Raw genomic sequence first — 21,043 nt, 5'->3', positions numbered from 1 at the left:
CCAGTCCGCGTTAACGCCGAAACGTCAGGCCGCCATAGATAAAGCGGCCTCTTTCCTCACTGATTTGTTGCAGCGCTTTCGCGTCGGTGGCAATCAGCATGGTTTGCAGCAGCACGCCGAGATAGCAGTCCGCCATAATCTCCACCGGAATATCCGGGCTGAAAAAACCCCGCAGCTGTTCAATCTGCATATTGCGCGCGATCCAGCGCTTCAGCTTATCGCGCGTTTCCCGATCCTGCGGCTGCTGGAAAAGGCTGATCATCGTCAGTTCGCGGTTGCGGTGGAAAAATTCAAGATAGCGCAGGAAGCTGGCGGACACGTTTTCCAGCACGTTTTCCTTCGGCAGCGAGGCATCGATCAGCATCGAAGCCACCAGCTCTTCCAGCTCGCGATCGAACTTATCGATCAGCAGACTGTAGATTTCTTCTTTGCTCTGGAAATAGCTGTAAAAACTGGGCTGCGTGACGCCTGCGGCTTTGACGATGTCGCTGATACGGGTGCCGTGAAACTGTTTTTCTGCAAACAGCGTTGCGGAAACCGCCAGCAATCGTTCCCGGGTCTTTTCACCTTTTCGCATGGGCGGGGTCGCGTTTTTCATGGAGGCTCCGTGGCAAAAATCATGCAATACAGTAACATAATTATGTTTCCCTGCCTAAAAGATGTCATACGGAAAAACCCGGCCTGGGGCCGGGTTTATTGGCGTAAATTGTGGAGGATTCGTCTACTCCCTGAACTTCTTCTCAATTTCTTCCAGCGACAGACCGCGCGTTTCCGGCAGGTATTTAAACAGCAGCACCAGCATCACCACATTACACAGGGCAAACACGCCGAAGGTCGAGCCGCCGCCCCAGGCGTTGAGCATAATCGGGAACAGCGACTGGATAATAAAGTCGAAACCGAACAGGCCAAATACCGCAATACCCATCCCCAGCCCGCGAATGCGCAGCGGATAGATTTCAGACAGCATCAGCCAGAATACCGGGGCAATCCAGCCCTGCATAAACACCAGGAACAGCGACATCAGTGCCAGAATGATATAGCTCGCACCGGCAAAGTTACCCTGCAACACAGTTACGCCGTTGTGATCTTCGTAGTGGAAGCAGAGTTTGAACGCCAGGCCAATCATCACCAGCACCAGCGTCACGGCAATCTGGCCGCTGAGGAACATTTTTCGTCGGGGGATTTTGCCGATGATTGCCATGCCCAGCACGGTGGCGATAATCGAGATCAGCCCATTGGCGACGGCAGCGGTAACGGCGGCGGCATCACCTAAGCCGGTAGATTTCAGCACGCTCGGTGCATAGTACATGATGGTATTCACCCCGGTAACGCGGGTTGCGAGTACGATCATCAGGCCAATCAGGATCAGCTTAATCACCCATTTCTTGCTCAGCTCCTCCCGAATGCTCGGACCGCTGGCATCCAGCGCGATAATCTGACGAATATCGGCAATCTCTTTCTCCACCTCTTCCGGCTGGCGCACCATTGACAGCACCCTGCGCGCCTCTTTCTCTTTGCCGCGCTGCAGGAAGAATCGCGGCGACTCCGGCATCATCATCATACCGAACCACAGCAGCACGCCGGGGATCGCCGGGATAGCCAGCATAATGCGCCAGTTGTGGCTCAGTTCGGGATACGCGTTGACGATCCCGGCGTTAACCGAGTAGGCCAGAAACTGGCCGGTGACGATCATCAGCTCGTTCACCGTCACCAGCCGTTCTCGCTGGTTGGCCGGGGCCAGTTCGGCAATATAGACCGGCACGGTTACCGAGGCGCAGCCCACGGCCAGCCCGAGAATAAAGCGCGCCGCCAGCATGGAGGGAACGTCCCAGGCTACCGCCGTTGCCAGCGCGCCGAAGATAAAGATAATCGCCACCCACAGCAGATTTTTCCTGCGTCCCTGGCGGTCGGACAGCATGCCGCCAAACAGCGAGCCAAACGCCGCACCAAACAGCAGCGAAGAAGTAATAAACCCTTCTGCTGCCGGGCTCAGCCCCAGATCGCGGTTCATAAACAGTAATGCGCCGGAAATCACTCCGGTATCGTAGCCAAAACACAAACCGCCAATCGTCGACACCAGCGTAATGCGTTTTATATTTTTCCCGGAGGATTGATCGTGCGTGGCTATATTCTGTCGAGCCAGTTTTTCTTCCATCGTGATTATCTCATCCTGGTAGTCAGATAATGTCAGGCAGCGTATTGAGGTTATTAATGGCTGCCTGTTTTCAGGTACAAATACCAACGTCAGTAAGTCATTTTTTAAACGACGCACATCCCACGCCGTTTGTTCTATTATTAATCACGAATGAAATTTATATTCCAATGATAGAAATTGCTCTGCGGCAGAAAGCAGTGAAGAGCTGTGAGGTCTTTCACAAAGATCGGCATTGCGCACAAAAAACCACCAAAACCATTAATGACACAAGATCATGATTTTAATCCATTTTATAGGTAAACTTGTTGAATTCAAGATCTAAAAATAAACATTTACATCACAGTGGTTGCCTCATTGAAACGCCAATTTAACACTATTTTCGCCATGGATTTAGGGCAAATTTACGACGACAGGATGCTTTTATATATATTCAACAACAAGTTATCTCACAGCAATTTTTCGCACCCAGCGAGAAATGTTACCGCCATAACAAAATAAAAATTCCACGATAAAATATATTGAAACGTAAAATCCGCAGATATATTCTTGGCCCTGTGCATGAGGGAAGAATAAATACCATTGGCTGCCGTTCTTTCTCTCACTATTAAAAGTTGCTCTAAGGGCAAACGTTTTTGCACTTAATTCCATTCTGCTGAGGTTTAACATGCTAAAAGTTGCTTTATTAGGTGCCGGGCGCATTGCTCAGGTTCACGCTCGCCATATTCATGACCATCCGGACACCACGCTTTATTCCGTATCGGATATATACGCCGAGGCGGCGTCAACCCTCGCCGAAAAGTATGCCGCTCGCGTACTCTCAGCAGATGAAGCGATTGCCGACCCGCAGGTTGACGTGGTGCTGGTTGCCACCTCCACCGATACCCATGCCGGTTTTTCCCTGCAGGCCGCCCGCGCCGGCAAGGCGATTTTCTGCGAGAAGCCGATCGACCTGAATATTGAGCGCGTGAAGTCCTGCGTGGCTGAAATCAAAGCGCTCGGCGTGCCGTTTATGATTGGCTTTAACCGCCGTTTCGATCCAAACCACGCCCACCTTAACCGCGCTCTTCGCGGCGGCGAGATTGGTGAACTGGAACATCTGCAAATCTGCTCGCGCGATCCGTCGCCGCTGCCGGACGACTACCTGCTGGTTTCCGGCGGGATGTTCCGCGATATGACCATTCACGATTTCGATATGGCGCGCTTCCAGCTGGGCGAAGAGCCGGTATCGGTATCGGCTATCGCCTCTGCGCTGGTCAGCCCGACGGTCAAAGCTGCCGGGGATGTCGATACGGCGGTGATCACCCTGCAAACCGCCTCCGGCAAGATTGCGGTGATCAATAACAGCCGCCGTTCAGGCTATGGCTACGATCAGCGCATTGAGGCGCACGGCCAGAAAGGCTGCCTGTACGTTCACAACGTGCCGACCACCACGCTGGTGAAAGTGACTGAAGAGTTCGGCGCACAGGCACAGAAGCCGCTGCACTTCTTCCTTGAGCGCTATCAGGAAGCGTTCAGCGAGCAGTGGAAAGCCTTCGTTGCCGCGCTGAAAGAAAACCGCCCGGTGCCGACCAATGCGGATGACGGACTGCGCGCGCTGCTGCTGGCCGAAGCGGCGATCGAATCGTTTAAAACGCAGAAAGTCGTTAGCGTTAACCTGGAGGGATAAAAATGAAAATCGGATTAGTGTCTGACAGCCTCGCCCATCTCCCGGTGGATGAGGTGATCAAAACCGCGGCGGAGTTGAAGCTGGACTGCATCGAGTTCGCCACCGGCAACTGGTCAACGGCCCCGCACCTCAACCTGGAAAAACTGCTTTCCAGCACCTACGCCCGGGCGGAACTGAAGAGCAAGCTGGACGATAACGGGCTGACGCTCTCCGCACTGAACGCTAACGGCAACCCGATGCATCCGGGTGAAACCGGCAAGATCCACTCCGATTGCCTGTATAAAACCCTGGAGCTGGCTAACCTGCTGGGTGTGGAAAACGTCATCACCATGTCCGGCCTGCCGGGCGCGCCGGGCGACAGCTATCCCAACTGGATTGTCACTTCATGGCCACCGGAAACGCAGACCATCCTGAAACATCAGTGGGAAGTGGCCGAAGGCTACTGGCGCAAAACCGCCGAGGCGGCGCGCACCTACGGCGTAAAAATCTGCATTGAACTGCACGGCCAGCAGCTGGCGTACAACCTGCCGACCTTCCTGCAGCTGCGCGAGATTACCGGGGACGTGGTGGGACTGAACTTCGACCCGAGCCACATTATGTGGATGGGCGGCGATCCGCTGGCGTTTATTCGCCAGGCGGGCAGTATGATCTATCACGTTCACGCCAAGGATACCTTTATCGACACGGTTAACCGCGCCACCGCCACGGCGCTGGATAACCGCCCGATGACGCAGAGCCGCGAGCGCAGCTGGTCCTACGTGACGCTGGGCTACGGCCAGACGGAACCGTGGTGGAATGCCTTCTGCTACCATCTGGCGCATTTTGCCAGCCCGGATCTGACCCTGAGTATCGAGCATGAAGATATGAATCTGTCGCGGATGGAAGGCGTGATTAAGTCAGTGAATCTGCTGAAGCGCACGGCGACCATTGAGAAGTCAGACTACGTGTTACCGGCTATCTGATCCACAGACAGCAACCTCAGCCCGCCGCACGGCGGGCTTTCTCGTTATCCCGCCTTTACCTGAATCCCCTCCATCCACAGCTTTTTGTACTGCGTTGGCGGAATGCCGACCACCATTTTAAATACCCGATGGAAGTTGTTAACGCTCTCATAGCCCACCTCACCGGCAATGGTGGTGACATCCATATCGGTGTTTACCAGCAGCGACTGTGCTTCCCCCACCCGACGCCGGATCAGGTACTGCTTGGGAGTGTAGCCGGAGAATTTCTTGAACAGATGGATCAGATAGAAACGGGAGATCCCGGACGCCGCCATAATCGACTCCAGGTTAATCGGCTCTTTGTAGTGCTCATCGATAAACTGCTTGATCAAAAGCCCCTGCGAGGCATCGGTTTTTTCCAGCTGTTCATGGCGCGCCAGGCAGATATTGCGACAGATCACCACAATCGCATTCAGCAGGTGATGCGTGACCACCCCGTGGTGGCGCTCATTATTAAAAATTTGCGCACAAAGCGCATCAAACAGGCCACACAGCGCCTGGCTTTGTTCCCCTGCGGCGATCGCCGCGCTTTTATCGCGGCCAATCAGATGATTTTCAGGCAGCCCGTCGATATGCAGCTGGCTGATGCCGCAGCTGTAAATCAGCGAATCCTCGCTGACATGGGGACGTTCATCGTGAACCACGCCCTGGTTAAAAATCAGGATATCACCCTGCTGCGCAAGGTACTGGCGGCCGCCGATCAGGTACTGGCCGCTGCCTCTGGCCACAAACATGATTTCCAGCCGGCCATCATGCTTATGCATAACGCGCGGGATGGCGGACTCTTCGCCCTGGGTTTTACAGACAAACAGCAGTTTAGGCGCGGTGTGCGCGGCGTAATCGGGATAGACGGTGACGTCATCCTGGCAGTGGGTCAGCATAACAGCCTCACATTATTATTTTCACAGCGCGTAGCGCTGGCAGGGTCAGGTTATTCTCTCTGAATATGCAGAAGTTGCAAGGCGGGAAGTTGTGGCAACTATTACTCTAAGGTTATGAAATAAATGACTTAGATAATTATGCTGATATCCAAAATGGTTAAAAATTGCTTTTACGTGATAAGAGTCACACTCAGAAGGGCAGCGTTAAATGCAGTGCAGCGGGCTGAGATAATCCACGGTTGACGTACTCCCGACGCATTTCTATTATTGTGTTAATAATTCACACAGGGGGCATTATGGCCAGAACAACCAGCGTAACAATCGGCGAACAGCTGGAATTATTTATCAACCGCCTGATTGAGAGTGGTCGATACGGTTCCACCAGTGAAGTGATGCGTTCAGCATTAAGGCTGCTTGAAAAACAAGAAGCGAGCGATGAACTGCTCCGCCAGGCCGTTGTTGCCGGGCTGGAAAGCGGCGAAAGCGAACTGACGCTGACGGAAATTGCAGAACAACGGAAATTAAAGCACCGTGTATAAGCTCACCCAACGTGCGGCTGAAGATTTCACCGATATCTATGATTATACGTGGTTAAATTTCGGCGAGTCTCAGGCAGACAGCTACACCGAAACGCTGGAAGCATTCTTTCATACCCTGGCCAGCATGCCTGAAATGGGCCGTGATTACCCGGCGGTACCGAATATCAAGCGCATTGAATTTCAGCAACACAGCATCTTTTATGCCATCCGGGATTCAGACATATTGATCGTACGCATCCTGCACCAGCAGATGAATCACATCAGCCATCTGTAATCCGGCAGATCCGACCACAAACACGCTTTCTCCGCAGACCGGTTACAGCCCCCCGGTCAACGCCCCTTTATGCTCGTTCAATAGCCGCAGCATATCCCGCAGATATTCATCCTCGTTCCCCTTTTGCCACGCCACGCTTAGAGGCAGCCCCTTGCTCTGTTCGTCCAGAACCAGCGGGATATAGGCCACCTTGTCACCGTTCATATTGCAGCAGCAGACGACAAGGCGGGCGCAATACCGGGTTTATGCTCAGACTGGCCTTTGCTTTGAAGATGCCCACGACAGCTACAGCTACTTCCACGCCACCGGCGATCTGCTGATCACCGGCCCGACGCTGACCAACGTTAACGACATTCGCGTGATTCTGATTGCCTGAAGAACGATCCCCTGGCTCAGGGGATCAACAGGATTTTCGCCGCCGAAACCCGCTGCGATTCAAGATCGTCAAACGCCTGCTGGCCCTCCGCCAGCGGGCGTGTTTCCACCCAGTCCAGCGGCCCGAGCGCCCCTTCCCCCAGCATTTTCAGCGTGACGCAGAAATCATCCATCGTGTAGGTATAGGTGCCGAGCAGGGTGATTTCCGCCAGCGTCAGCTTGCGCATATCGATTTCGCTGGCCCACGCCTGGAGGCCGATATGCATCACCACCCCACCCGGTTTCACCGCCTGTAGTGCCTTCTGCCGTGTCGGAGCCGCACCGACCGCATCGACCACCAGCTGCATCTGCGCTTCTTCAACCGGGGTTTCCAGCGGATTGATGCCCACGCAGCCGGTATGCCGCACCGCCGCCTCCCGCCGCAGGCCGTTGGTTTCCGCCAGGGTGATATCCCGGCAGCCCCAGGCGCGCAGCACCAGTACCGTCAGCAGGCCGATAGCGCCGCCTCCAATCACCAGCGCCCGCGTTTCCGCCAGCGGCAGGTGCAGCGTGCGCTGGGTCAGCTTCAGCGCGTGGACGACCGTGGCGGCGGGTTCCGTCAGGGCGGCGTGCTGCACCGACAGGCCATCGGGCAGTTTCACCACCGAGCGGGCGGGGATCTTCATAAACTCGGCAAACGCGCCCGCCCAGTCCATGCCCACCATATGGCGGTCGCTGCACAGATTATCGCGTCCCTGGCGGCAGAATTCGCACTGTCCGCAGACGATCAGCGGATTGGCCGTGACCCGGTCACCAATGCGGAAACGCGCGGACTGACTTTCCACCACCTCGCCCGCCAGCTCGTGGCCGAGGACCAGCCCCGGCTGACGACGCGGATCGCTGCCGTGAAAGGCGTGCATATCCGAACCACATATTCCGGCGGCCCCGATGCGGATCAGCACCAGCTCGCTGCCATCCTCCAGCTGGGGATAAGGGCGTTCCTCAACGCTGACCCGGTAAGGCTGGGTATAAACTAATGCTTTCATCGTTCCTCACTTCATCGTTAAGGTCTGGCCCATCGCCAGACGACCGGCACCGTGGGTGCGACGCCATAAATAGAGCGCGCAGGCCGCGCTGACAAGGCCAATAATCAGCACATAGGCGCAGATCAGCCACGGTTTGCCGCCCAGCATCTCGGAGAAAATCGTCGCCAGCACCGGCGTCAGGCCACCGGCAAAGACGCCGGAAATCTGATAGGCAAACGAAATGCCCGTATAGCGCACCGAGGCGTCGAAGCAGTCCGAGTACACCGACGACAGCGTGCCGAATACCGCCGCATGAAAAATGCCGAACGGGATAACAATCGATGCCCAGACGATCCAGATGTTATCCGCATGGCCGTGCATCAGCGCAAACGCCGGGAAAGCAGACAGCCCGGAGAGCGTGGCGCCCATGGCGAATATTCTGGCGCGGCCGTAGCGGTCGGCCATATAGCCCCAGAACGGAATAAAGAAGCTCATCACAAAGGCGCTGGCGAGGATCGCCACAATGGCCTGCCCCCGGGGAATATCCAGCGTCTGGGTCAGCCACGTCAGCGAGAACACGCCGAAAATATTAAAGAATACGCCGTCGATCAGCCGCATCCCCATGCAGGTAAATACCAGCCCGGTATGCTTGCGGAACAGTTCCACCAGCGGAATACGCTTCGGCTTATCCTTCTGCGCCTCCTTAGCCTTAAGGAAGTCTTCCGTTTCCGCCACGTTGTTGCGGATGTAGGTGCCGATAATCACAAACACGCCGCTGAGCAGAAACGGCACGCGCCAGCCCCAGGACATAAACGCCTCATCCGTCAGCAGGAATGACGCCAGACCGATCGCCCCCGAGGCCAGCAGCAGCCCGAGCGACATGCCGATCTGCGGGATACTGGCAAAGAAGGCCCGGTGTTTTTCCGGTGCGGATTCATAGGTCATCAGCACCGCACCACCCCACTCTCCGCCCAGGCCAATCCCCTGAATCAGGCGACACAGCACCAGCAGGCACGGTGCCCACAGCCCGATCTGGTGATAGCTGGGTATCAGACCGATAAACACCGTCGCCCCGCCCATAATCACCAGCGTCAGGATCAGCATTTTTTTGCGGCCCAGCGTATCGCCGAAGTGACCAAAAATGATGGCCCCCAGCGGACGGGTTAAAAAGCCGATGGCAAACACGCCGTAAGAAAGCAGCGTGGTGATAAAGGGATCGCCCTCCGGGAAATAGAGTTTGTTAAACACCATCCCGGCGACGGTGCCGTACAGGAAAAAGTCGTACCACTCGATCGTCGATCCGAACAGGCTCGACACCGTGACGCGCCGCAGGTTACCGCTGGCTGGCTGTTGCATAGTGTGTTCCTCTGCGCTGGTAAGTCAGGGTCAGACGGCGCTGTAGCCGCCGTCGACCATCAATGTTTGCCCGGTGATGTAGGCGCTGGCCTGGCTGGCAAGAAACAGCGTGACGCCGTGCAGGTCGGCCATCTCGCCGTTTCGCCCCAGGCAGGTTCGGGCCGCATGGCGCTCGCGCAGTTCATCACTGGCAAAAACCGGCCCGGTCAGCGCCGTGGGGAAAAATCCGGGGCCGATGGCGTTACAGGTCACGCCGTCACGCCCCCAGCGCTGGGCGATGGCTCGCGTCAGCTGCACAACGCCGCCCTTACCCGCGCCGTAGGGTGCGCTGTTGTCAAAGGCGCGCAGAGACTGTAGCGAGGCGATGTTGATAATCCGCCCCCAGCCGCGCTGCGCCATGCCCGGGGCCAGCGCCTGGGTCAGGAAAAACGGCGCTTTCAGATGCAGCGCCAGCTGCTGGTCCCAGGCGGCTTCGCTGACCTCTTCGAACGGCTGCCGCAGATTAATCCCTGCCGTATTGACCAGGATATCCACCGCGCCGCACTGCGCCGCCAGGGAATTGATGTCACTAACGCTGCTGACGTCGGCACAGTAGTAGCGCGCCGTTGGACCCAGCTGATTCAGCCGCTGCGCCGTTTCGGCCAGCTGCCCTTCGCGGCGGGCGGCAAGGATCACCGAGGCACCGGCCCGGGCTAACGCCTCCGCCATCGCCGCGCCAATCCCGCTGCCGCCGCCGGTGACCAGTGCCGTTTTGCCCTGTAAATCAAATAAGGATGCAATATGCATGAATTCTCCTTAGCGCGTCACCGGCGTACCGAGCTGGAATGCGGTGCCGGGGAAATATTTTTCCAGGCGGATTTCGGCGGTGCGGGCGTGGGCTTCCATCCCTTCCAGACGCGATATACGCGCGGTGGCCTCGCCGATTTGCGGGACGGCTTCACGCGGCATACGCTGCCAGGTCAGCGTTTTGAGGAATTTATGTACCGACAGACCGCCGGAGTAGCGCGCCGCGCCTTTGGTCGGCAGCACGTGGTTAGGCCCGCTGCACTTATCGCCGAAGGCCACGGTGGTTTCTTCCCCGAGGAACAGCGAGCCGTAGCAGCTTAGCGATTCCAGCCACCAGTTCAGATCGCGGGTATGCACTTCCAGATGCTCGGAGGCATAGCGGTCGGAGATCGCCACCACCTCTTCACGGCTGTCGCAGAGGATCACTTCGCCGTAGTCACGCCACGCGCAGCTCGCCGCATCGCGCGCCACCGGCGGCAGCAGGTCAATCAGGCGGGGGACTTCCTGCATCACCGCCTCGGCCAGCGGGCGGGAGGTGGTGAACAGCCATGCGGGCGATTCATGCCCGTGCTCCGCCTGGCCGACCAGATCGCAGGCCACCACGCGGGGATCGGCGCTGTCGTCGGCAATCACCGCCACTTCCGACGGCCCGGCAAACACATCGATCCCCACCTGACCGAACAACGTGCGCTTGGCTTCGGCAACAAATTTATTGCCCGGCCCTACCACCACATCGGCAGGCGTACCGGTAAACAGCCCCCACGCCATGCTGGAAATCGCCTGAACGCCGCCAAGGGTCATAATGGTGCTGGCTCCCGCGCGGTGAAAGGCGTAAAGCACGCAGGGATGGATCGACTGGCCGAGATACGGCCCGGAGCAGGCGATGATATTTTTCACCCCGGCGGCTCTGGCCGTCGCCACGCCCATATAGGCTGAGGCGATGTGGGCATAGCGGCCCGACGGGGCGTAGCAGCCGACAGTATTCACCGGCAGCACTTTCTGCCCGGCGATCAGCCCGGAAGGCAGCGTCACTTCAATATCTTTCACCGACTCACGCTGCGCGCAGGCAAAGGTGTAAACCTGCTCGATGGCGTAGTCGATATCACGCCGAACGTCGGCGGGGACTTCACGTATCTGCGCCGCAATCTGCTCCGGGGTCAGAACAATCTCACCGCTCCATTTATCCAGCGAGTGGGCATAGCGGCGCACCGCCTCTTCCCCTTCGGCCTTAATCGTCGTGAGCATCTCTTCAACCACCCGACGGGCTTCTGAAGTATTGGACTCCGGCGTCTTCGTTGCTTTTTTTAACCAGGTTACTGACATACGCATCTCCGAGGTTTAAGTGTGCCCGACGGCTGTTCATCGCGTCGATACTCCTGTGTCATATATATGACTTAGCTATATCTATAATGAGCATTTCCCCGAAGCGCAAAAAACAATCGAACAAAAAGTGATCGCGATCGGCTTCATGCGTCAGAAGTTTATGCGCGATCACATTTTAAGCCGTTTTTGTTATCACCTAATTAATAAAGTTATATCAATCATCGATTTAATCGATTTAGCTTTGTTAAGTCTTTGCCATTGCTTGTCCCTGGCTCAATCGGCCTTTATTCGTGAAGTCCCTCGCAAAAAATTAAGCCTGCGCGGAAAAAATTTTGCTTTAATTAAGTCATGTAATATATGTCATATACATGAGTTGCATTATTGTTCAAACAACGGAGGCGGTTATGAGTATCGATTTTGTCGTACACGATGATGGCGATTCTGTCGGGGTCGTAGTGGTGGAAGGCGTGGAAGCAGGCCAGAAGCTGACGGGCTGGATCATGGATCAAAACAAAACGATCGAATTTGCGGTGAAGGATGCCATCCCGATTGGCCATAAGTTAGCCATTCGCGATCTGGCCGTGGATGACACGGTGATCAAATACGGCGAAGACATTGGCCGCGTGGTGGCGGCTATTAAACAGGGCGAGCATCTTCACGTTCACAACGTTAAAACCAAAAGGTGGTAACTATGGAAATCCAGGGAAGCAAGTTTGCAGGCTATCGTCGCGAAAACGGCCGTGTGGGTATTCGCAACCATGTGATAGTGCTACCGGTGGATGATATCTCCAACGCGGCAGCGGAAGCGGTGGCCAACAACATTAAAGGCACGATTGCGCTGCCGCATCCGTACGGCCGCCTGCAGTTTGGTGAAGATCTGGAACTGCACTTCCGTACGCTGATCGGCACCGGCTGCAACCCGAACGTGGCGGCGGTGATCGTCATCGGCATCGAGCCGGGCTGGACCCGGCGCGTGGTCGACGGCATTAAAGCCACGGGAAAACCGGTTGCGGGGTTCTGGATTGAGCAGAACGGCGATCACAACACCATCTGCGCCGCATCGCGTAAGGCGCGGGAATTCTCGCAGTACGCTTCAGAACTGCAGCGTGAAACCTGTGATATCAGCGAGCTGTGGGTGTCGACCAAGTGCGGCGAGTCGGATACCACCTCCGGCTGCGGGGCGAATCCGTCGGTCGGTAACCTGTTCGATCGCCTGCACGCCAACGGCAATACGCTGCTGTTCGGGGAAACCTCCGAGCTGACCGGCGGTGAACATCTGGTGGCCGCGCGCTGCATCAATGACGACGTGCGGACGAAGTTCCAGTTCATGTTCGATCGCTACAGCGCAATGATTGACCGCTGGAAGACCAGCGATCTCTCCGAATCGCAGCCGACCAAAGGCAATATCGAGGGCGGCCTGACCACCATTGAAGAGAAAGCGCTGGGCAATATCCAGAAAATCGGCAAAAAGTGCTCCGTGGACGGCGTGCTGGATAAGGCCGAAACGCCGACCGGGCCGGGGCTGTGGTTTATGGATTCCTCTTCAGCCGCAGCCGAGATGGTCACGCTCTGTGCCGCAGCGGGCTATGTGGCGCACTTCTTCCCCACCGGCCAGGGGAACGTAATCGGCAACCCGATCCTGCCGGTAATTAAGATCTGCGCGAACCCGCGCACCGTGCGGACGATGTCTGAACATGTCGATGTTGACGTGTCCGCCCTGCTGCGCCGGGAAATGACCATGGACGGCGCGGGCGATGCGCTGCTGGAGTGCCTGATGCGCACCGCCAACGGCCGCCTGACCGCCGCCGAGGCGCTGGGCCACAGAGAGTTCGTTCTGACCCGTATCTTTGAAAGTGCGTAATCTCCCGCCCGCCGATCCCGGCGGGCTTTGCTTTCCCGATCGCCTGCGGCGCTGATCCTCACCGGTTCGCCGCCGTCAGGCACTGCGAGGACAACCGCATGCGATTTCTCAAGCACCTGTACGTCCAGGTTCTCATCGGCCTGGTCGCCGGAGTTGCTGTGGGGTACGCGTTTCCTGATTTAGCCGTTCAGATGAAACCCCTTGGCGACACCTTTATCCGCCTGATCAAGATGGTAGTCACCTTAGTGATTTTCTGTACCGTAGCCATTGGTATTGCCCGCATGGAGAGCCTGAAACATGTCGGCAAAGTGGGCGGCAAAACCCTGCTCTACTTTGAGTTAATCACCACGCTGGCTCTGATTATCGGCATGGTGGTGGCCAACGTGATGCAGCCCGGCAAGGGGATGAACGTGGATGCCACGAAGCTGGACGACAGTGCGATGAGCCACTACGTTAACGTCAGCGAACACAGTAAAGGCTTCCTTGAGCAGATCATCCCCGATTCGGTAATCGGTGCCTTTGCGCAGGGTAATCTGCTACAGGTGCTGCTGTTTTCCGTACTGTTTGGCGTGGCGCTGTCGCTGGCCTCCAACCGCAGTGCCTTCCTGACTAAAACCATTGAGCAGTGCGGCGAGGTGCTGATGCGCATCGTCGAACTGATTATGCGGCTGGCCCCGCTCGGCGCGTTTGGCGCAATTGCCTTTACCGTTGGTAAATACGGCCTGACCTCGCTACAGCATCTCGGCATGCTGATCGTCTGCCTGTATATCACCAGCTTCCTGTTTATCGGCGGCGTGCTGGGTCTGATCTGCAAACTGGTCGGCGTCAGCATGTGGCGGCTGATTGTTTACTTCCGCGAGGAGCTGCTGATTGTGCTGGGCACCTCGACCACCGAATCGGTGCTGCCACGCCTGATGGTGAAGATGGAAAAGCTGGGCTGCGACCGTGCCATCGTTGGCCTGGTGCTTCCCACCGGATATTCCTTTAATCTGGACGGCGCGGCGATCTATCTCACCATGACATCGCTGTTTATCGCCCAGGCCACCAATACGGACCTTACCCTGTGGCAGCAGATGGGCCTGCTGCTGATCCTGCTGCTGACGTCCAAAGGCGGGGCGGGCGTGGCCGGGGCGGCGCTGATTGCGCTGACCGCGACCCTGGCAACGCATAATATTATTCCCCTCGCCGGGATCACGCTGGTGCTGGGAATTGACCGGATACTGAACGAAATGCGTGCGGTAACCAATATGATCGGCAACGTGGTGGCCACGCTGGTGATCGCCCGCTGGGAAAACAAGCTGGATCTGGCCCTGGCGCAGGAACAGCTCAGGGCCGGTCCCGGTAAAATTGTCCTGCCGGATACGCCACTCCCCGATACCGAAGAAGAAGGAAGCACAATACGATGAGCCATGAAACGATTGCCCTGAACGACCTCGCCAGCCTGGGGCAACGCGCGCTGGTGAAGCTGGGGGTGGAGGTTCAGGCCGCCGCCGAAACCTGCGCGGCGCTGATGGCCGCCGAGCGGGCAGGCATTCCCTCCCACGGCTTTGCGCGGCTGCCCTACTACCTCGACCAGCTGGTTAGCGGCAAACTGAACGCCCTCGCCAGGCCATCCGTCAGCCAGCGCGGTGCGGTGGTGAACGTCGATGCTGATTCCGGTCTGGCCTTCCCGGCCGTGCAGCGCGGCCTGGATCGCGGCATCGCCCTGGCGCAGGAGTTCGGCATCGTCAGCGTGGCGGTCAGTCATTCGCATCACTTTGGCATGGCGGGCTACTACGCCGAACAGGCCGCGCGGCAGGGATTACTTTGTCTGGCATTCAGTAACGGCCCGGCGGCGATGGCCCCGTGGGGCGGCAATGCGCCGCTGTACGGCACCAACCCGGTGGCGTTTGCCTCACCGCGCGAGCAGGAAGAACCGCTGGTGATCGACCTGTCATTGTCGGAAGTGGCGCGCGGCAAAATCATGCTGGCCAGCCAGAGAAAGGAAACGATCCCGCTGGGCTGGGCTATCGATCGCCAGGGCAACCCGACTCAGGACGCGGACGCCGCGCTGGCGGGCAGCATGGCACCGGCAGGAGGGGCCAAGGGCGCCGCGCTGGCGCTGATGGTGGAGCTGCTGACGGCGGGCCTGACCGGTAGCCACTTTGGCTTCCAGGCCAGCTCATTCTTCAGCGCCGAAGGTGAACCGCCGCACATCGCCCAGCTGCTGCTGCTGCTCAATCCGGCCTTTTTCTCAGCGGGTTATTTGCAGCACAGCGAGTTGCTGTTCCGCGCGATGCTGGAGCAGCCGGGCGTAAGGCTGCCCGGTGAACGACGCCAGGCTCTGGCCAGGCAGCACGGCGAGACGCTGGATTTGCCCGCCACGCTGCTGGAACAGTTGCGCCTCAGAGCTGGTTAACGTAGGCGTGATGCCGGGTGAGTACGGTGGAAACGCGGTACTCAACCGGTTTATCCTGAAAATCCCTTGCCGTACGCCAGATGCGCAGCAGCGCTTCGCCTTCAGCGGCCTCAAGATGCAGTACCTCGTCCGGCCCGGCATTCACCGCTTTGATCTGTTCATGGGCGTTAGCCACCGTGCAGGCGTACTTTTGCTGATACAGCTGATAGAGCGTATTCGGCAGGATCTCCGGTTCACGGTCCATGCCGGGGAAACGCGCCGCATCCACGTAGACGTGCTCCAGTATTGCCGGTGCCCCGTCGAGATCGCGCACCCGCCAGATATGAATCACCTTGCTGCCCGGCGCAATATCCAGTGCCGCCGCTTCTTCTGCGGAGGCGGAGCGTAAATGCCGCGCCAGCACTCGAGACAGCGGCAGCGAGCGTTCACCGTTTTCGCGCAGCACGTTAAAGAAGCGAAACAGTGCGCTGTCCGAATCATGGGCGGCCACCACCGTGCCTTTGCCCTGATAGCGGATCACCACGTTGTTACTCACCAGCTCGTTCAGCGCCTTGCGCAGCGTGCCGATACTGACGTTATAGGCGTCGGCCAGGCTGGCTTCACTGGGAATATAGGTGCCCGCAGGCCACTCGCCGGAGGCAATTCTTTCCAGCAGCAGCTGGCTGATTTGCAGGTAAAGCGGCTGGAAAATCGCCGATTTCACTTCAGCGGATGATGAAATATCCTGATTCATACTGTCTTCCTCCGTCCTACAGGCGCTGAATAATATTGACAGTCATACTATGACATATACAGGAGTAGCAGGCATCTTTCCGCGTTCAAATATCGGGCAAAAACGAAGATTTCACTGGAATTGTGAACCCGGTCGATTATTGCCCTGGTTGATTATTTTTGGCAAATCCGCCTCCATTAGTCGTGGCATTACCCATGGCTAAAAAGGCATGAAACTTAACTAAAAAACTGTATTTGATAACAATAATCCATCTAACAGCCTCATCTTAAATACGCATTACCCTGTCGGTACCACCGTCAATTACCCTGAAAACTGTACGTTTACCTGATATTCAGATTGGTTATAACGATATAATAAATTGTTTTTTCAAACCGATTAGTCGCATCCTCAGTCCTATATATGAGGAGAGAACCATGACCGACATTCCGCTGGTACAGTATTCACACACGGCTAAACGCTTTATTCCCGGCATTCTGCTCACGCTGGCCATTGCCCTCGGCACCGCGTGGCTGGGTAACCAGCCGGTGATGTCAGGACTCGGGCTCGGGGCACTGACCCTGGCGATTATCGTGGGCATCGTGCTCGGCAACACGGTTTATCCCCTGCTGCACCCGCAGTGCGATGAGGGCGTACAGTTCGCCAAGCAGAAGCTGCTGCGGCTGGGCATTATCTTCTACGGCTTCCGGCTGACCTTTCAGCAGGTGATGGATGTTGGACTGAGTGGTGTGGTGGTCGATGTGGTGATGCTCAGCAGCACCTTTCTGATTGCCAGCTATATGGGGTCGCGCCTGCTCGGTATCGATCGCCAGACCGCGTGGCTGATCGGTGCGGGCAGCAGCATCTGCGGCGCGGCGGCGGTACTGGCTACGGCCCCGGTGGTGAAAGCGGAATCGTCAAAGGTTGCCGTCGCGGTCGCCACCGTGGTGATCTTCGGGACCGTCGGGATCTTCCTCTATCCGTGGATCTGGCATCACATTGCCTCACTGATCCCGGGCATCTCGGCCACCCAGTTTGGGGTGTATACCGGGTCAACCATGCATGAAGTTGCCCAGGTGGTAGCCGCGGGCCACGCCGTCAGCCCTGAAACTGAAAACGCAGCGGTGATTGCCAAAATGCTGCGTGTGATGATGCTGGCCCCGTTTCTGCTGGTGCTGAGCATCTTTATCAGCCGTGGCACAGCGGAGAGCGGCACAACGGCACAGCGCATCGTCTTCCCGTGGTTTGCCCTGATGTTTATTGTGGTGGCGATGTTTAACTCGTTCCACCTGCTGCCGCTGCCTGTGGTGGCCGCCATCAACAGCCTGGATAACGTCATGCTGGCGATGGCAATGGCGGCACTGGGGCTGAGCACGCGTATCAGCCAGCTGATGAAGGCCGGAACCCGCCCGTTTGCTCTGGGACTGTTCCTGTTTATCTGGCTGATCGTCGGCGGTGGCGCAATCAATCTGCTGGTGCACCACGCGCTGGCTTAAGGCGTAAAGTATTGCGTGCCACCCGCTCACTATTCTCTGCCCGGGCGATCCCCGCTGTGGCGGCTATGCTTAGTCAATAACCGCTACTTGCCTCATCACCGGAGAACCCGTAATGAAAATTTTAATGGTACTGACCTCACACACCGAGCTGGGTAACACCGGTGAGAAAACCGGCTTCTGGCTGGAAGAATTTGCTGCGCCCTACTACGTCTTTAAAGACGCGGGCGCTGAGGTGGTGCTGGCCTCGCCTGCCGGTGGCCAGCCGCCGCTGGACCCGAAAAGCGATCTGCCGGATTTTCAAACGGCAATGACCGACCGCTTTAAGGCCGACAGCGCGGCGCAGCAGGCACTGGCCAGCACCGTGAAGCTGGAGACGGTCAATCAGCAGGACTTTGATGCGGTATTTTATCCCGGCGGCCACGGCCCGCTGTGGGATCTGGCCGAATCCGCCGACTCCATTGCGCTGATTGAAGCCTTTGATCGCGCCGCTAAGCCCATCAGCTTTGTCTGCCACGCGCCGGGCGTGCTGCGCCACGTGAAATCCACCGGCGGCGCACCGCGCGTTCAGGGCAAACAGGTGACCGGCTTCAGCAACAGTGAAGAAGCGGCGGTGCAGCTGACCGACGTGGTGCCTTTCCTGATTGAGGATGAATTTATTGCCGCAGGCGCACACTATCAGAAAGGTGCCGACTGGGCCCCGTTCGTGGTGGAAGATGGCAATCTGATCACCGGCCAGAACCCGGCCAGCTCGGAAGATGTGGCGAAGGCGCTGCTGAAAAAACTGGGCTAAACACTCATATTAAGCAAGCATTCTCGGCTTTAAACCACGAAACCGGGCCATCAATGGCCCGGTTTTTTCATGGCCGGTTATCTGTTCTTCAGATAAGTATCGCGAAACTCTCTGGGCGGCATCCCCTTGGAGGCTTTAAAATGGCGATTAAACAGGGCCAGCGAGGAGTAGCCGACCTCATCGGCAATACTGGAAACAGAATCCTGCGATTCCAGTAGTTTTTCGGCCGCATGCAGAATGCGCAGGTTGATAATGTAGTCCATCGGTGACTTCTTAGTGATGCGCTTAAAAAGTCGGTGAAAAGTGGTCGAACTGACGTGGCAAAGGGTTGCCATCTGCTCCACCGAAACACGCTGATGATAGTTATTATTCAGGTAATCAATCACCTCGAGAATATTTCTAATCTGCTTTCTGTCTTCACGAAAATGCTCAGAATGAATAATGGTGGAGAATTCCGTTACCGAATCCGACGCGAGCTTTAACAGAATATTCAACAACAGCGGCGTACGATAGGGCGGAGCCAGTTCAGCAATAGACATAATATCCGGCCTGACCTGCTGAATAACAGCTTCGCTAAATGTTACCGCAGAGGTGATTCGGCGCAAAAAATCTTTAACCGCCTTCATCTCTGGGAAAGTATCAGCCAGCTTTTCAATCCATTCAGAACTAAACCAGATAACCAGAGCCAAATGTGGATCGGCATCATTAATCTTTCCCTGCGATTTCCATGAATGAGGAACATTCGGACCAATCAAGACCAAATCATTATCTTTATAATGATTAATGTCCCCACCAATATATTTAACGCCGTAGCTATTTAGTGTAAACGTTAATTCATACTCAGGGTGATGATGCCACTGAAAAGGAATCTCATCCTGCATCACTCGATGAAGAAATGACCATGACACATAAGGATTATTAATAATCTTTTCATAATCAGACTTCATAATCCACTCTCATCATTATTGGTAGGATAGTATCAGTTATTGACATTTTAACACTTACATAACAGACCTAAAACAGCCATTCTCTAGCCGTCGACATATTATCAACTTAACACCCAGCCTAAGATAAATGTCAATAAAAAATATAAAATAAATGTCAATAATTGAAATTCGATAATGTGAACCAGATCAATAAAGGATAGAAGATGAGCACACCTGCCGCTATATTACATTCAACAAAAGAAGATCATTACCAGATTAATACGCCATTGAAATTGATGGTATTCTCACTATTTTTTATGTTTGGCAGTATCACCAGTTTAAACGATGTGTTGATCCCTAAACTGAAGGAGCTTTTCCAGCTCACCTATATGGAATCAATGCTGGTACAGTCCGCCTTTTTCTTCGCCTACTTTACCGCTTCCATCCCCGCCAGCAGGCTGATCATCCGCTTCGGCTATGTCAAATCGGCGATTGCCGGGCTGCTGATTATGGGCATTGGCTGCCTGGCATTTATTCCGGCCACTCATATCGGGTTGTTCCCGGCATTCCTTGGCGCTTTATTTCTGCTGGCCGTTGGTGTCACCGTTATTCAGGTGGTTGCCAACCCGCTAATCACCCTACTTGGTTCAGCCAGAAGCGCATCTATCAGGCTGACGCTTGGCCACGGATTCAATTCATTAGGCACCACCGTTGCACCATGGATCGGGGCAATTTTTATTCTCGGTGCTATTTCTGGTATCGATCTCTCAACCCTTCATGGAGCGGAACTGGCCGCGGCCATGCAGAAAGAAACGGCCGTGATCGGTCAGGCCTATACAGCCATCGCCGTGGTCATTTTTCTGTTTTGCGCAGCCATGTTCAGATTTAAGTCATTTGGTCAGCACAGCACGATGCCACCAAAAACTAACCTGATGAACTCACTGAATTTATTTAGCAGTACACGTTTTCGCCTCGGGTTTATCAGCCTGTTTTTATACGTTGGGGCTGAGGTCACCATCGGCAGCATATTAGTTAATTATCTGACTCATGGTGATGTCATGGCCATTACACCTGAACAGGCAGGTAAATATATTGCTTTTTACTGGGGTGGGGCCATGGTGGGTCGTTTTATCGGCTCGGCACTGATGAAAATAATTTCTCCTGCGAAGATTCTGTTTATATTCTCGGCAATGGTTATCACACTGATTGCGGTCAGTATGAATTCCCATGGAGAGCTGGCCGGTTTTGCATTGCTCGCGGTTGGCCTTTTTAATTCAATTATGTTCCCAACAATATTTTCTCTTTCCTGCTCGAAGCTTAATTCCCGTTCAGCTGAAGGTTCCGGCCTGCTCTGCTGTGCCATCGTCGGCGGAGGGTTCATCCCTCCCATTACCGGCCTTCTGGCCGATATATTCACGTTAAAACTCAGCTTAATAATTCCGGCAGCATGTTACTTATTAATATTTTTATTCGGCACATACTGTGCTAAACAAGGAAATTAAT

Annotated in this window: 21 protein-coding genes and 1 pseudogene; 12 read left to right on the top strand and 10 right to left on the bottom strand. The window is 55.8% G+C overall.

Features of this window, described 5'->3' with window-relative positions:
• Positions 1-10: 10 nt before the first annotated feature.
• A complete protein-coding gene (locus JOE09_RS19485; RefSeq protein WP_205066924.1) occupies positions 11-598 on the bottom strand; it encodes a TetR/AcrR family transcriptional regulator in 588 nt (195 codons plus the stop codon).
• A gap of 123 nt (positions 599-721) precedes the next feature.
• A complete protein-coding gene (locus JOE09_RS19480; RefSeq protein WP_205066923.1) occupies positions 722-2,155 on the bottom strand; it encodes a sugar porter family MFS transporter in 1,434 nt (477 codons plus the stop codon).
• Positions 2,156-2,819: 664 nt separating this feature from the next.
• Between JOE09_RS19480 and iolG the strand changes: the two genes are divergently transcribed.
• Together iolG and JOE09_RS19470 are read left to right on the top strand one after the other, a co-directional pair.
• Positions 2,820-3,821: an inositol 2-dehydrogenase gene (gene iolG / locus JOE09_RS19475; protein ID WP_205066922.1), complete on the top strand. Its 1,002-nt coding sequence runs from the start codon at positions 2,820-2,822 to the stop codon at positions 3,819-3,821.
• Between the two features lie 2 nt (positions 3,822-3,823).
• On the top strand, positions 3,824-4,783 hold the full coding sequence (locus JOE09_RS19470; RefSeq protein WP_200547288.1) for a sugar phosphate isomerase/epimerase family protein: 960 nt from the start codon (positions 3,824-3,826) through the stop codon (positions 4,781-4,783).
• Positions 4,784-4,827: 44 nt separating this feature from the next.
• On the opposite strand, the gene JOE09_RS19465 is transcribed toward JOE09_RS19470, so the two are convergent.
• A complete protein-coding gene (locus JOE09_RS19465; protein WP_205066921.1) occupies positions 4,828-5,703 on the bottom strand; it encodes a helix-turn-helix domain-containing protein in 876 nt (291 codons plus the stop codon).
• Between the two features lie 296 nt (positions 5,704-5,999).
• Here JOE09_RS19465 and JOE09_RS19460 point away from each other — a divergent pair, with 296 nt between their 5' ends.
• On the top strand, positions 6,000-6,242 hold the full coding sequence (locus JOE09_RS19460) for a type II toxin-antitoxin system ParD family antitoxin (protein WP_105591929.1): 243 nt from the start codon (positions 6,000-6,002) through the stop codon (positions 6,240-6,242).
• Positions 6,235-6,516 (top strand): type II toxin-antitoxin system RelE/ParE family toxin, encoded by a 282-nt coding sequence (locus tag JOE09_RS19455; RefSeq protein WP_205066920.1) that lies wholly within the window; start codon positions 6,235-6,237, stop codon positions 6,514-6,516. The genes JOE09_RS19460 and JOE09_RS19455 overlap by 8 nt, the downstream gene beginning before the upstream one ends.
• Positions 6,517-6,558: 42 nt before the next feature.
• Here the strand turns inward: JOE09_RS19455 and JOE09_RS19450 are convergent, their stop codons facing one another.
• On the bottom strand, positions 6,559-6,720 hold the full coding sequence (locus tag JOE09_RS19450) for a hypothetical protein (RefSeq protein ID WP_205066919.1): 162 nt from the start codon (positions 6,718-6,720) through the stop codon (positions 6,559-6,561).
• Positions 6,721-6,787: 67 nt separating this feature from the next.
• Between JOE09_RS19450 and JOE09_RS19445 the strand changes: the two are divergent.
• Positions 6,788-6,892: pseudogene (locus tag JOE09_RS19445) on the top strand (MOFRL family protein); the annotation flags it as partial.
• A gap of 16 nt (positions 6,893-6,908) precedes the next feature.
• On the opposite strand, the gene JOE09_RS19440 reads toward JOE09_RS19445, so the two are convergent.
• Genes JOE09_RS19440 through hpsN form a run of 4 tightly spaced genes read right to left on the bottom strand, consistent with a single transcriptional unit; the run spans position 6,909 to position 11,360 of the window.
• A complete protein-coding gene (locus tag JOE09_RS19440; RefSeq protein WP_205066918.1) occupies positions 6,909-7,916 on the bottom strand; it encodes an alcohol dehydrogenase catalytic domain-containing protein in 1,008 nt (335 codons plus the stop codon).
• Positions 7,917-7,922: 6 nt separating this feature from the next.
• Complete coding sequence (locus JOE09_RS19435; protein ID WP_205066917.1) at positions 7,923-9,251, bottom strand: MFS transporter; 1,329 nt, start codon at positions 9,249-9,251, stop codon at positions 7,923-7,925.
• A gap of 30 nt (positions 9,252-9,281) precedes the next feature.
• On the bottom strand, positions 9,282-10,037 hold the full coding sequence (locus JOE09_RS19430; protein WP_205066916.1) for an SDR family NAD(P)-dependent oxidoreductase: 756 nt from the start codon (positions 10,035-10,037) through the stop codon (positions 9,282-9,284).
• Between the two features lie 9 nt (positions 10,038-10,046).
• A complete protein-coding gene (gene hpsN / locus JOE09_RS19425) occupies positions 10,047-11,360 on the bottom strand; it encodes a sulfopropanediol 3-dehydrogenase (protein ID WP_205066915.1) in 1,314 nt (437 codons plus the stop codon).
• A gap of 404 nt (positions 11,361-11,764) precedes the next feature.
• On the opposite strand from hpsN, the gene JOE09_RS19420 reads away from it, so the two are divergent.
• The 4 genes from JOE09_RS19420 to JOE09_RS19405 all read left to right on the top strand — a co-directional run bounded on the left by JOE09_RS19420 (position 11,765) and on the right by JOE09_RS19405 (position 15,619).
• Positions 11,765-12,049 (top strand): UxaA family hydrolase, encoded by a 285-nt coding sequence (locus JOE09_RS19420; RefSeq protein ID WP_105591934.1) that lies wholly within the window; start codon positions 11,765-11,767, stop codon positions 12,047-12,049.
• 2 nt (positions 12,050-12,051) lie between these two features.
• A complete protein-coding gene (locus JOE09_RS19415) occupies positions 12,052-13,221 on the top strand; it encodes a UxaA family hydrolase (protein ID WP_200547270.1) in 1,170 nt (389 codons plus the stop codon).
• 98 nt (positions 13,222-13,319) lie between these two features.
• Positions 13,320-14,627: a C4-dicarboxylate transporter DctA gene (dctA, locus tag JOE09_RS19410; protein ID WP_205066914.1), complete on the top strand. Its 1,308-nt coding sequence runs from the start codon at positions 13,320-13,322 to the stop codon at positions 14,625-14,627.
• On the top strand, positions 14,624-15,619 hold the full coding sequence (locus JOE09_RS19405) for an Ldh family oxidoreductase (protein ID WP_205066913.1): 996 nt from the start codon (positions 14,624-14,626) through the stop codon (positions 15,617-15,619). Before dctA ends, JOE09_RS19405 begins: the two co-directional genes overlap by 4 nt.
• Here the strand turns inward: JOE09_RS19405 and JOE09_RS19400 are convergent.
• Positions 15,606-16,352: a GntR family transcriptional regulator gene (locus JOE09_RS19400; protein ID WP_200547267.1), complete on the bottom strand. Its 747-nt coding sequence runs from the start codon at positions 16,350-16,352 to the stop codon at positions 15,606-15,608. The genes JOE09_RS19405 and JOE09_RS19400 overlap by 14 nt on opposite strands.
• A gap of 413 nt (positions 16,353-16,765) precedes the next feature.
• On the opposite strand from JOE09_RS19400, the gene JOE09_RS19395 reads away from it, so the two are divergent.
• Together JOE09_RS19395 and JOE09_RS19390 are read left to right on the top strand one after the other, a co-directional pair.
• Positions 16,766-17,824, top strand: a complete 1,059-nt coding sequence (locus tag JOE09_RS19395) for a YeiH family protein (RefSeq protein ID WP_205066912.1) — start codon at positions 16,766-16,768, stop codon at positions 17,822-17,824.
• Positions 17,825-17,936: 112 nt separating this feature from the next.
• Positions 17,937-18,614 (top strand): type 1 glutamine amidotransferase domain-containing protein, encoded by a 678-nt coding sequence (locus JOE09_RS19390; RefSeq protein WP_205066911.1) that lies wholly within the window; start codon positions 17,937-17,939, stop codon positions 18,612-18,614.
• A gap of 77 nt (positions 18,615-18,691) precedes the next feature.
• Here JOE09_RS19390 and JOE09_RS19385 read toward each other — a convergent pair whose 3' ends face one another.
• Positions 18,692-19,561: a helix-turn-helix domain-containing protein gene (locus tag JOE09_RS19385; RefSeq protein ID WP_205066910.1), complete on the bottom strand. Its 870-nt coding sequence runs from the start codon at positions 19,559-19,561 to the stop codon at positions 18,692-18,694.
• 203 nt (positions 19,562-19,764) lie between these two features.
• On the opposite strand from JOE09_RS19385, the gene JOE09_RS19380 reads away from it, so the two are divergent.
• Entirely contained in the window at positions 19,765-21,042 is a 1,278-nt protein-coding gene (locus JOE09_RS19380) for a sugar MFS transporter (RefSeq protein ID WP_205066909.1), read from the top strand.
• The last annotated feature ends 1 nt before the right edge of the window (position 21,043 follow it).

Origin of the sequence: Pantoea coffeiphila, assembly GCF_016909495.1 — a bacterium.
GTDB lineage: Bacteria > Pseudomonadota > Gammaproteobacteria > Enterobacterales > Enterobacteriaceae > Erwinia > Erwinia coffeiphila.
Note: the sequence above shows the minus strand (reverse complement) of the source record. Positions and strands in the feature narration are given on the sequence as shown.

What these genes read in the sequence shown, in the direction of transcription:
- JOE09_RS19485 (WP_205066924.1), bottom strand. Translation starts at nt 598, where the DNA reads ATGAAAAACGCGACCCCGCCCATGCGAAAAGGTGAAAAGACCCGGGAA.
- JOE09_RS19480 (WP_205066923.1), bottom strand. Translation starts at nt 2,155, where the DNA reads ATGGAAGAAAAACTGGCTCGACAGAATATAGCCACGCACGATCAATCC.
- iolG (WP_205066922.1), top strand. Translation starts at nt 2,820, where the DNA reads ATGCTAAAAGTTGCTTTATTAGGTGCCGGGCGCATTGCTCAGGTTCAC.
- JOE09_RS19470 (WP_200547288.1), top strand. Translation starts at nt 3,824, where the DNA reads ATGAAAATCGGATTAGTGTCTGACAGCCTCGCCCATCTCCCGGTGGAT.
- JOE09_RS19465 (WP_205066921.1), bottom strand. Translation starts at nt 5,703, where the DNA reads ATGCTGACCCACTGCCAGGATGACGTCACCGTCTATCCCGATTACGCC.
- JOE09_RS19460 (WP_105591929.1), top strand. Translation starts at nt 6,000, where the DNA reads ATGGCCAGAACAACCAGCGTAACAATCGGCGAACAGCTGGAATTATTT.
- JOE09_RS19450 (WP_205066919.1), bottom strand. Translation starts at nt 6,720, where the DNA reads ATGAACGGTGACAAGGTGGCCTATATCCCGCTGGTTCTGGACGAACAG.
- JOE09_RS19440 (WP_205066918.1), bottom strand. Translation starts at nt 7,916, where the DNA reads ATGAAAGCATTAGTTTATACCCAGCCTTACCGGGTCAGCGTTGAGGAA.
- JOE09_RS19435 (WP_205066917.1), bottom strand. Translation starts at nt 9,251, where the DNA reads ATGCAACAGCCAGCCAGCGGTAACCTGCGGCGCGTCACGGTGTCGAGC.
- JOE09_RS19430 (WP_205066916.1), bottom strand. Translation starts at nt 10,037, where the DNA reads ATGCATATTGCATCCTTATTTGATTTACAGGGCAAAACGGCACTGGTC.
- hpsN (WP_205066915.1), bottom strand. Translation starts at nt 11,360, where the DNA reads ATGTCAGTAACCTGGTTAAAAAAAGCAACGAAGACGCCGGAGTCCAAT.
- JOE09_RS19420 (WP_105591934.1), top strand. Translation starts at nt 11,765, where the DNA reads ATGAGTATCGATTTTGTCGTACACGATGATGGCGATTCTGTCGGGGTC.
- JOE09_RS19415 (WP_200547270.1), top strand. Translation starts at nt 12,052, where the DNA reads ATGGAAATCCAGGGAAGCAAGTTTGCAGGCTATCGTCGCGAAAACGGC.
- dctA (WP_205066914.1), top strand. Translation starts at nt 13,320, where the DNA reads ATGCGATTTCTCAAGCACCTGTACGTCCAGGTTCTCATCGGCCTGGTC.
- JOE09_RS19405 (WP_205066913.1), top strand. Translation starts at nt 14,624, where the DNA reads ATGAGCCATGAAACGATTGCCCTGAACGACCTCGCCAGCCTGGGGCAA.
- JOE09_RS19400 (WP_200547267.1), bottom strand. Translation starts at nt 16,352, where the DNA reads ATGAATCAGGATATTTCATCATCCGCTGAAGTGAAATCGGCGATTTTC.
- JOE09_RS19395 (WP_205066912.1), top strand. Translation starts at nt 16,766, where the DNA reads ATGACCGACATTCCGCTGGTACAGTATTCACACACGGCTAAACGCTTT.
- JOE09_RS19390 (WP_205066911.1), top strand. Translation starts at nt 17,937, where the DNA reads ATGAAAATTTTAATGGTACTGACCTCACACACCGAGCTGGGTAACACC.
- JOE09_RS19385 (WP_205066910.1), bottom strand. Translation starts at nt 19,561, where the DNA reads ATGAAGTCTGATTATGAAAAGATTATTAATAATCCTTATGTGTCATGG.
- JOE09_RS19380 (WP_205066909.1), top strand. Translation starts at nt 19,765, where the DNA reads ATGAGCACACCTGCCGCTATATTACATTCAACAAAAGAAGATCATTAC.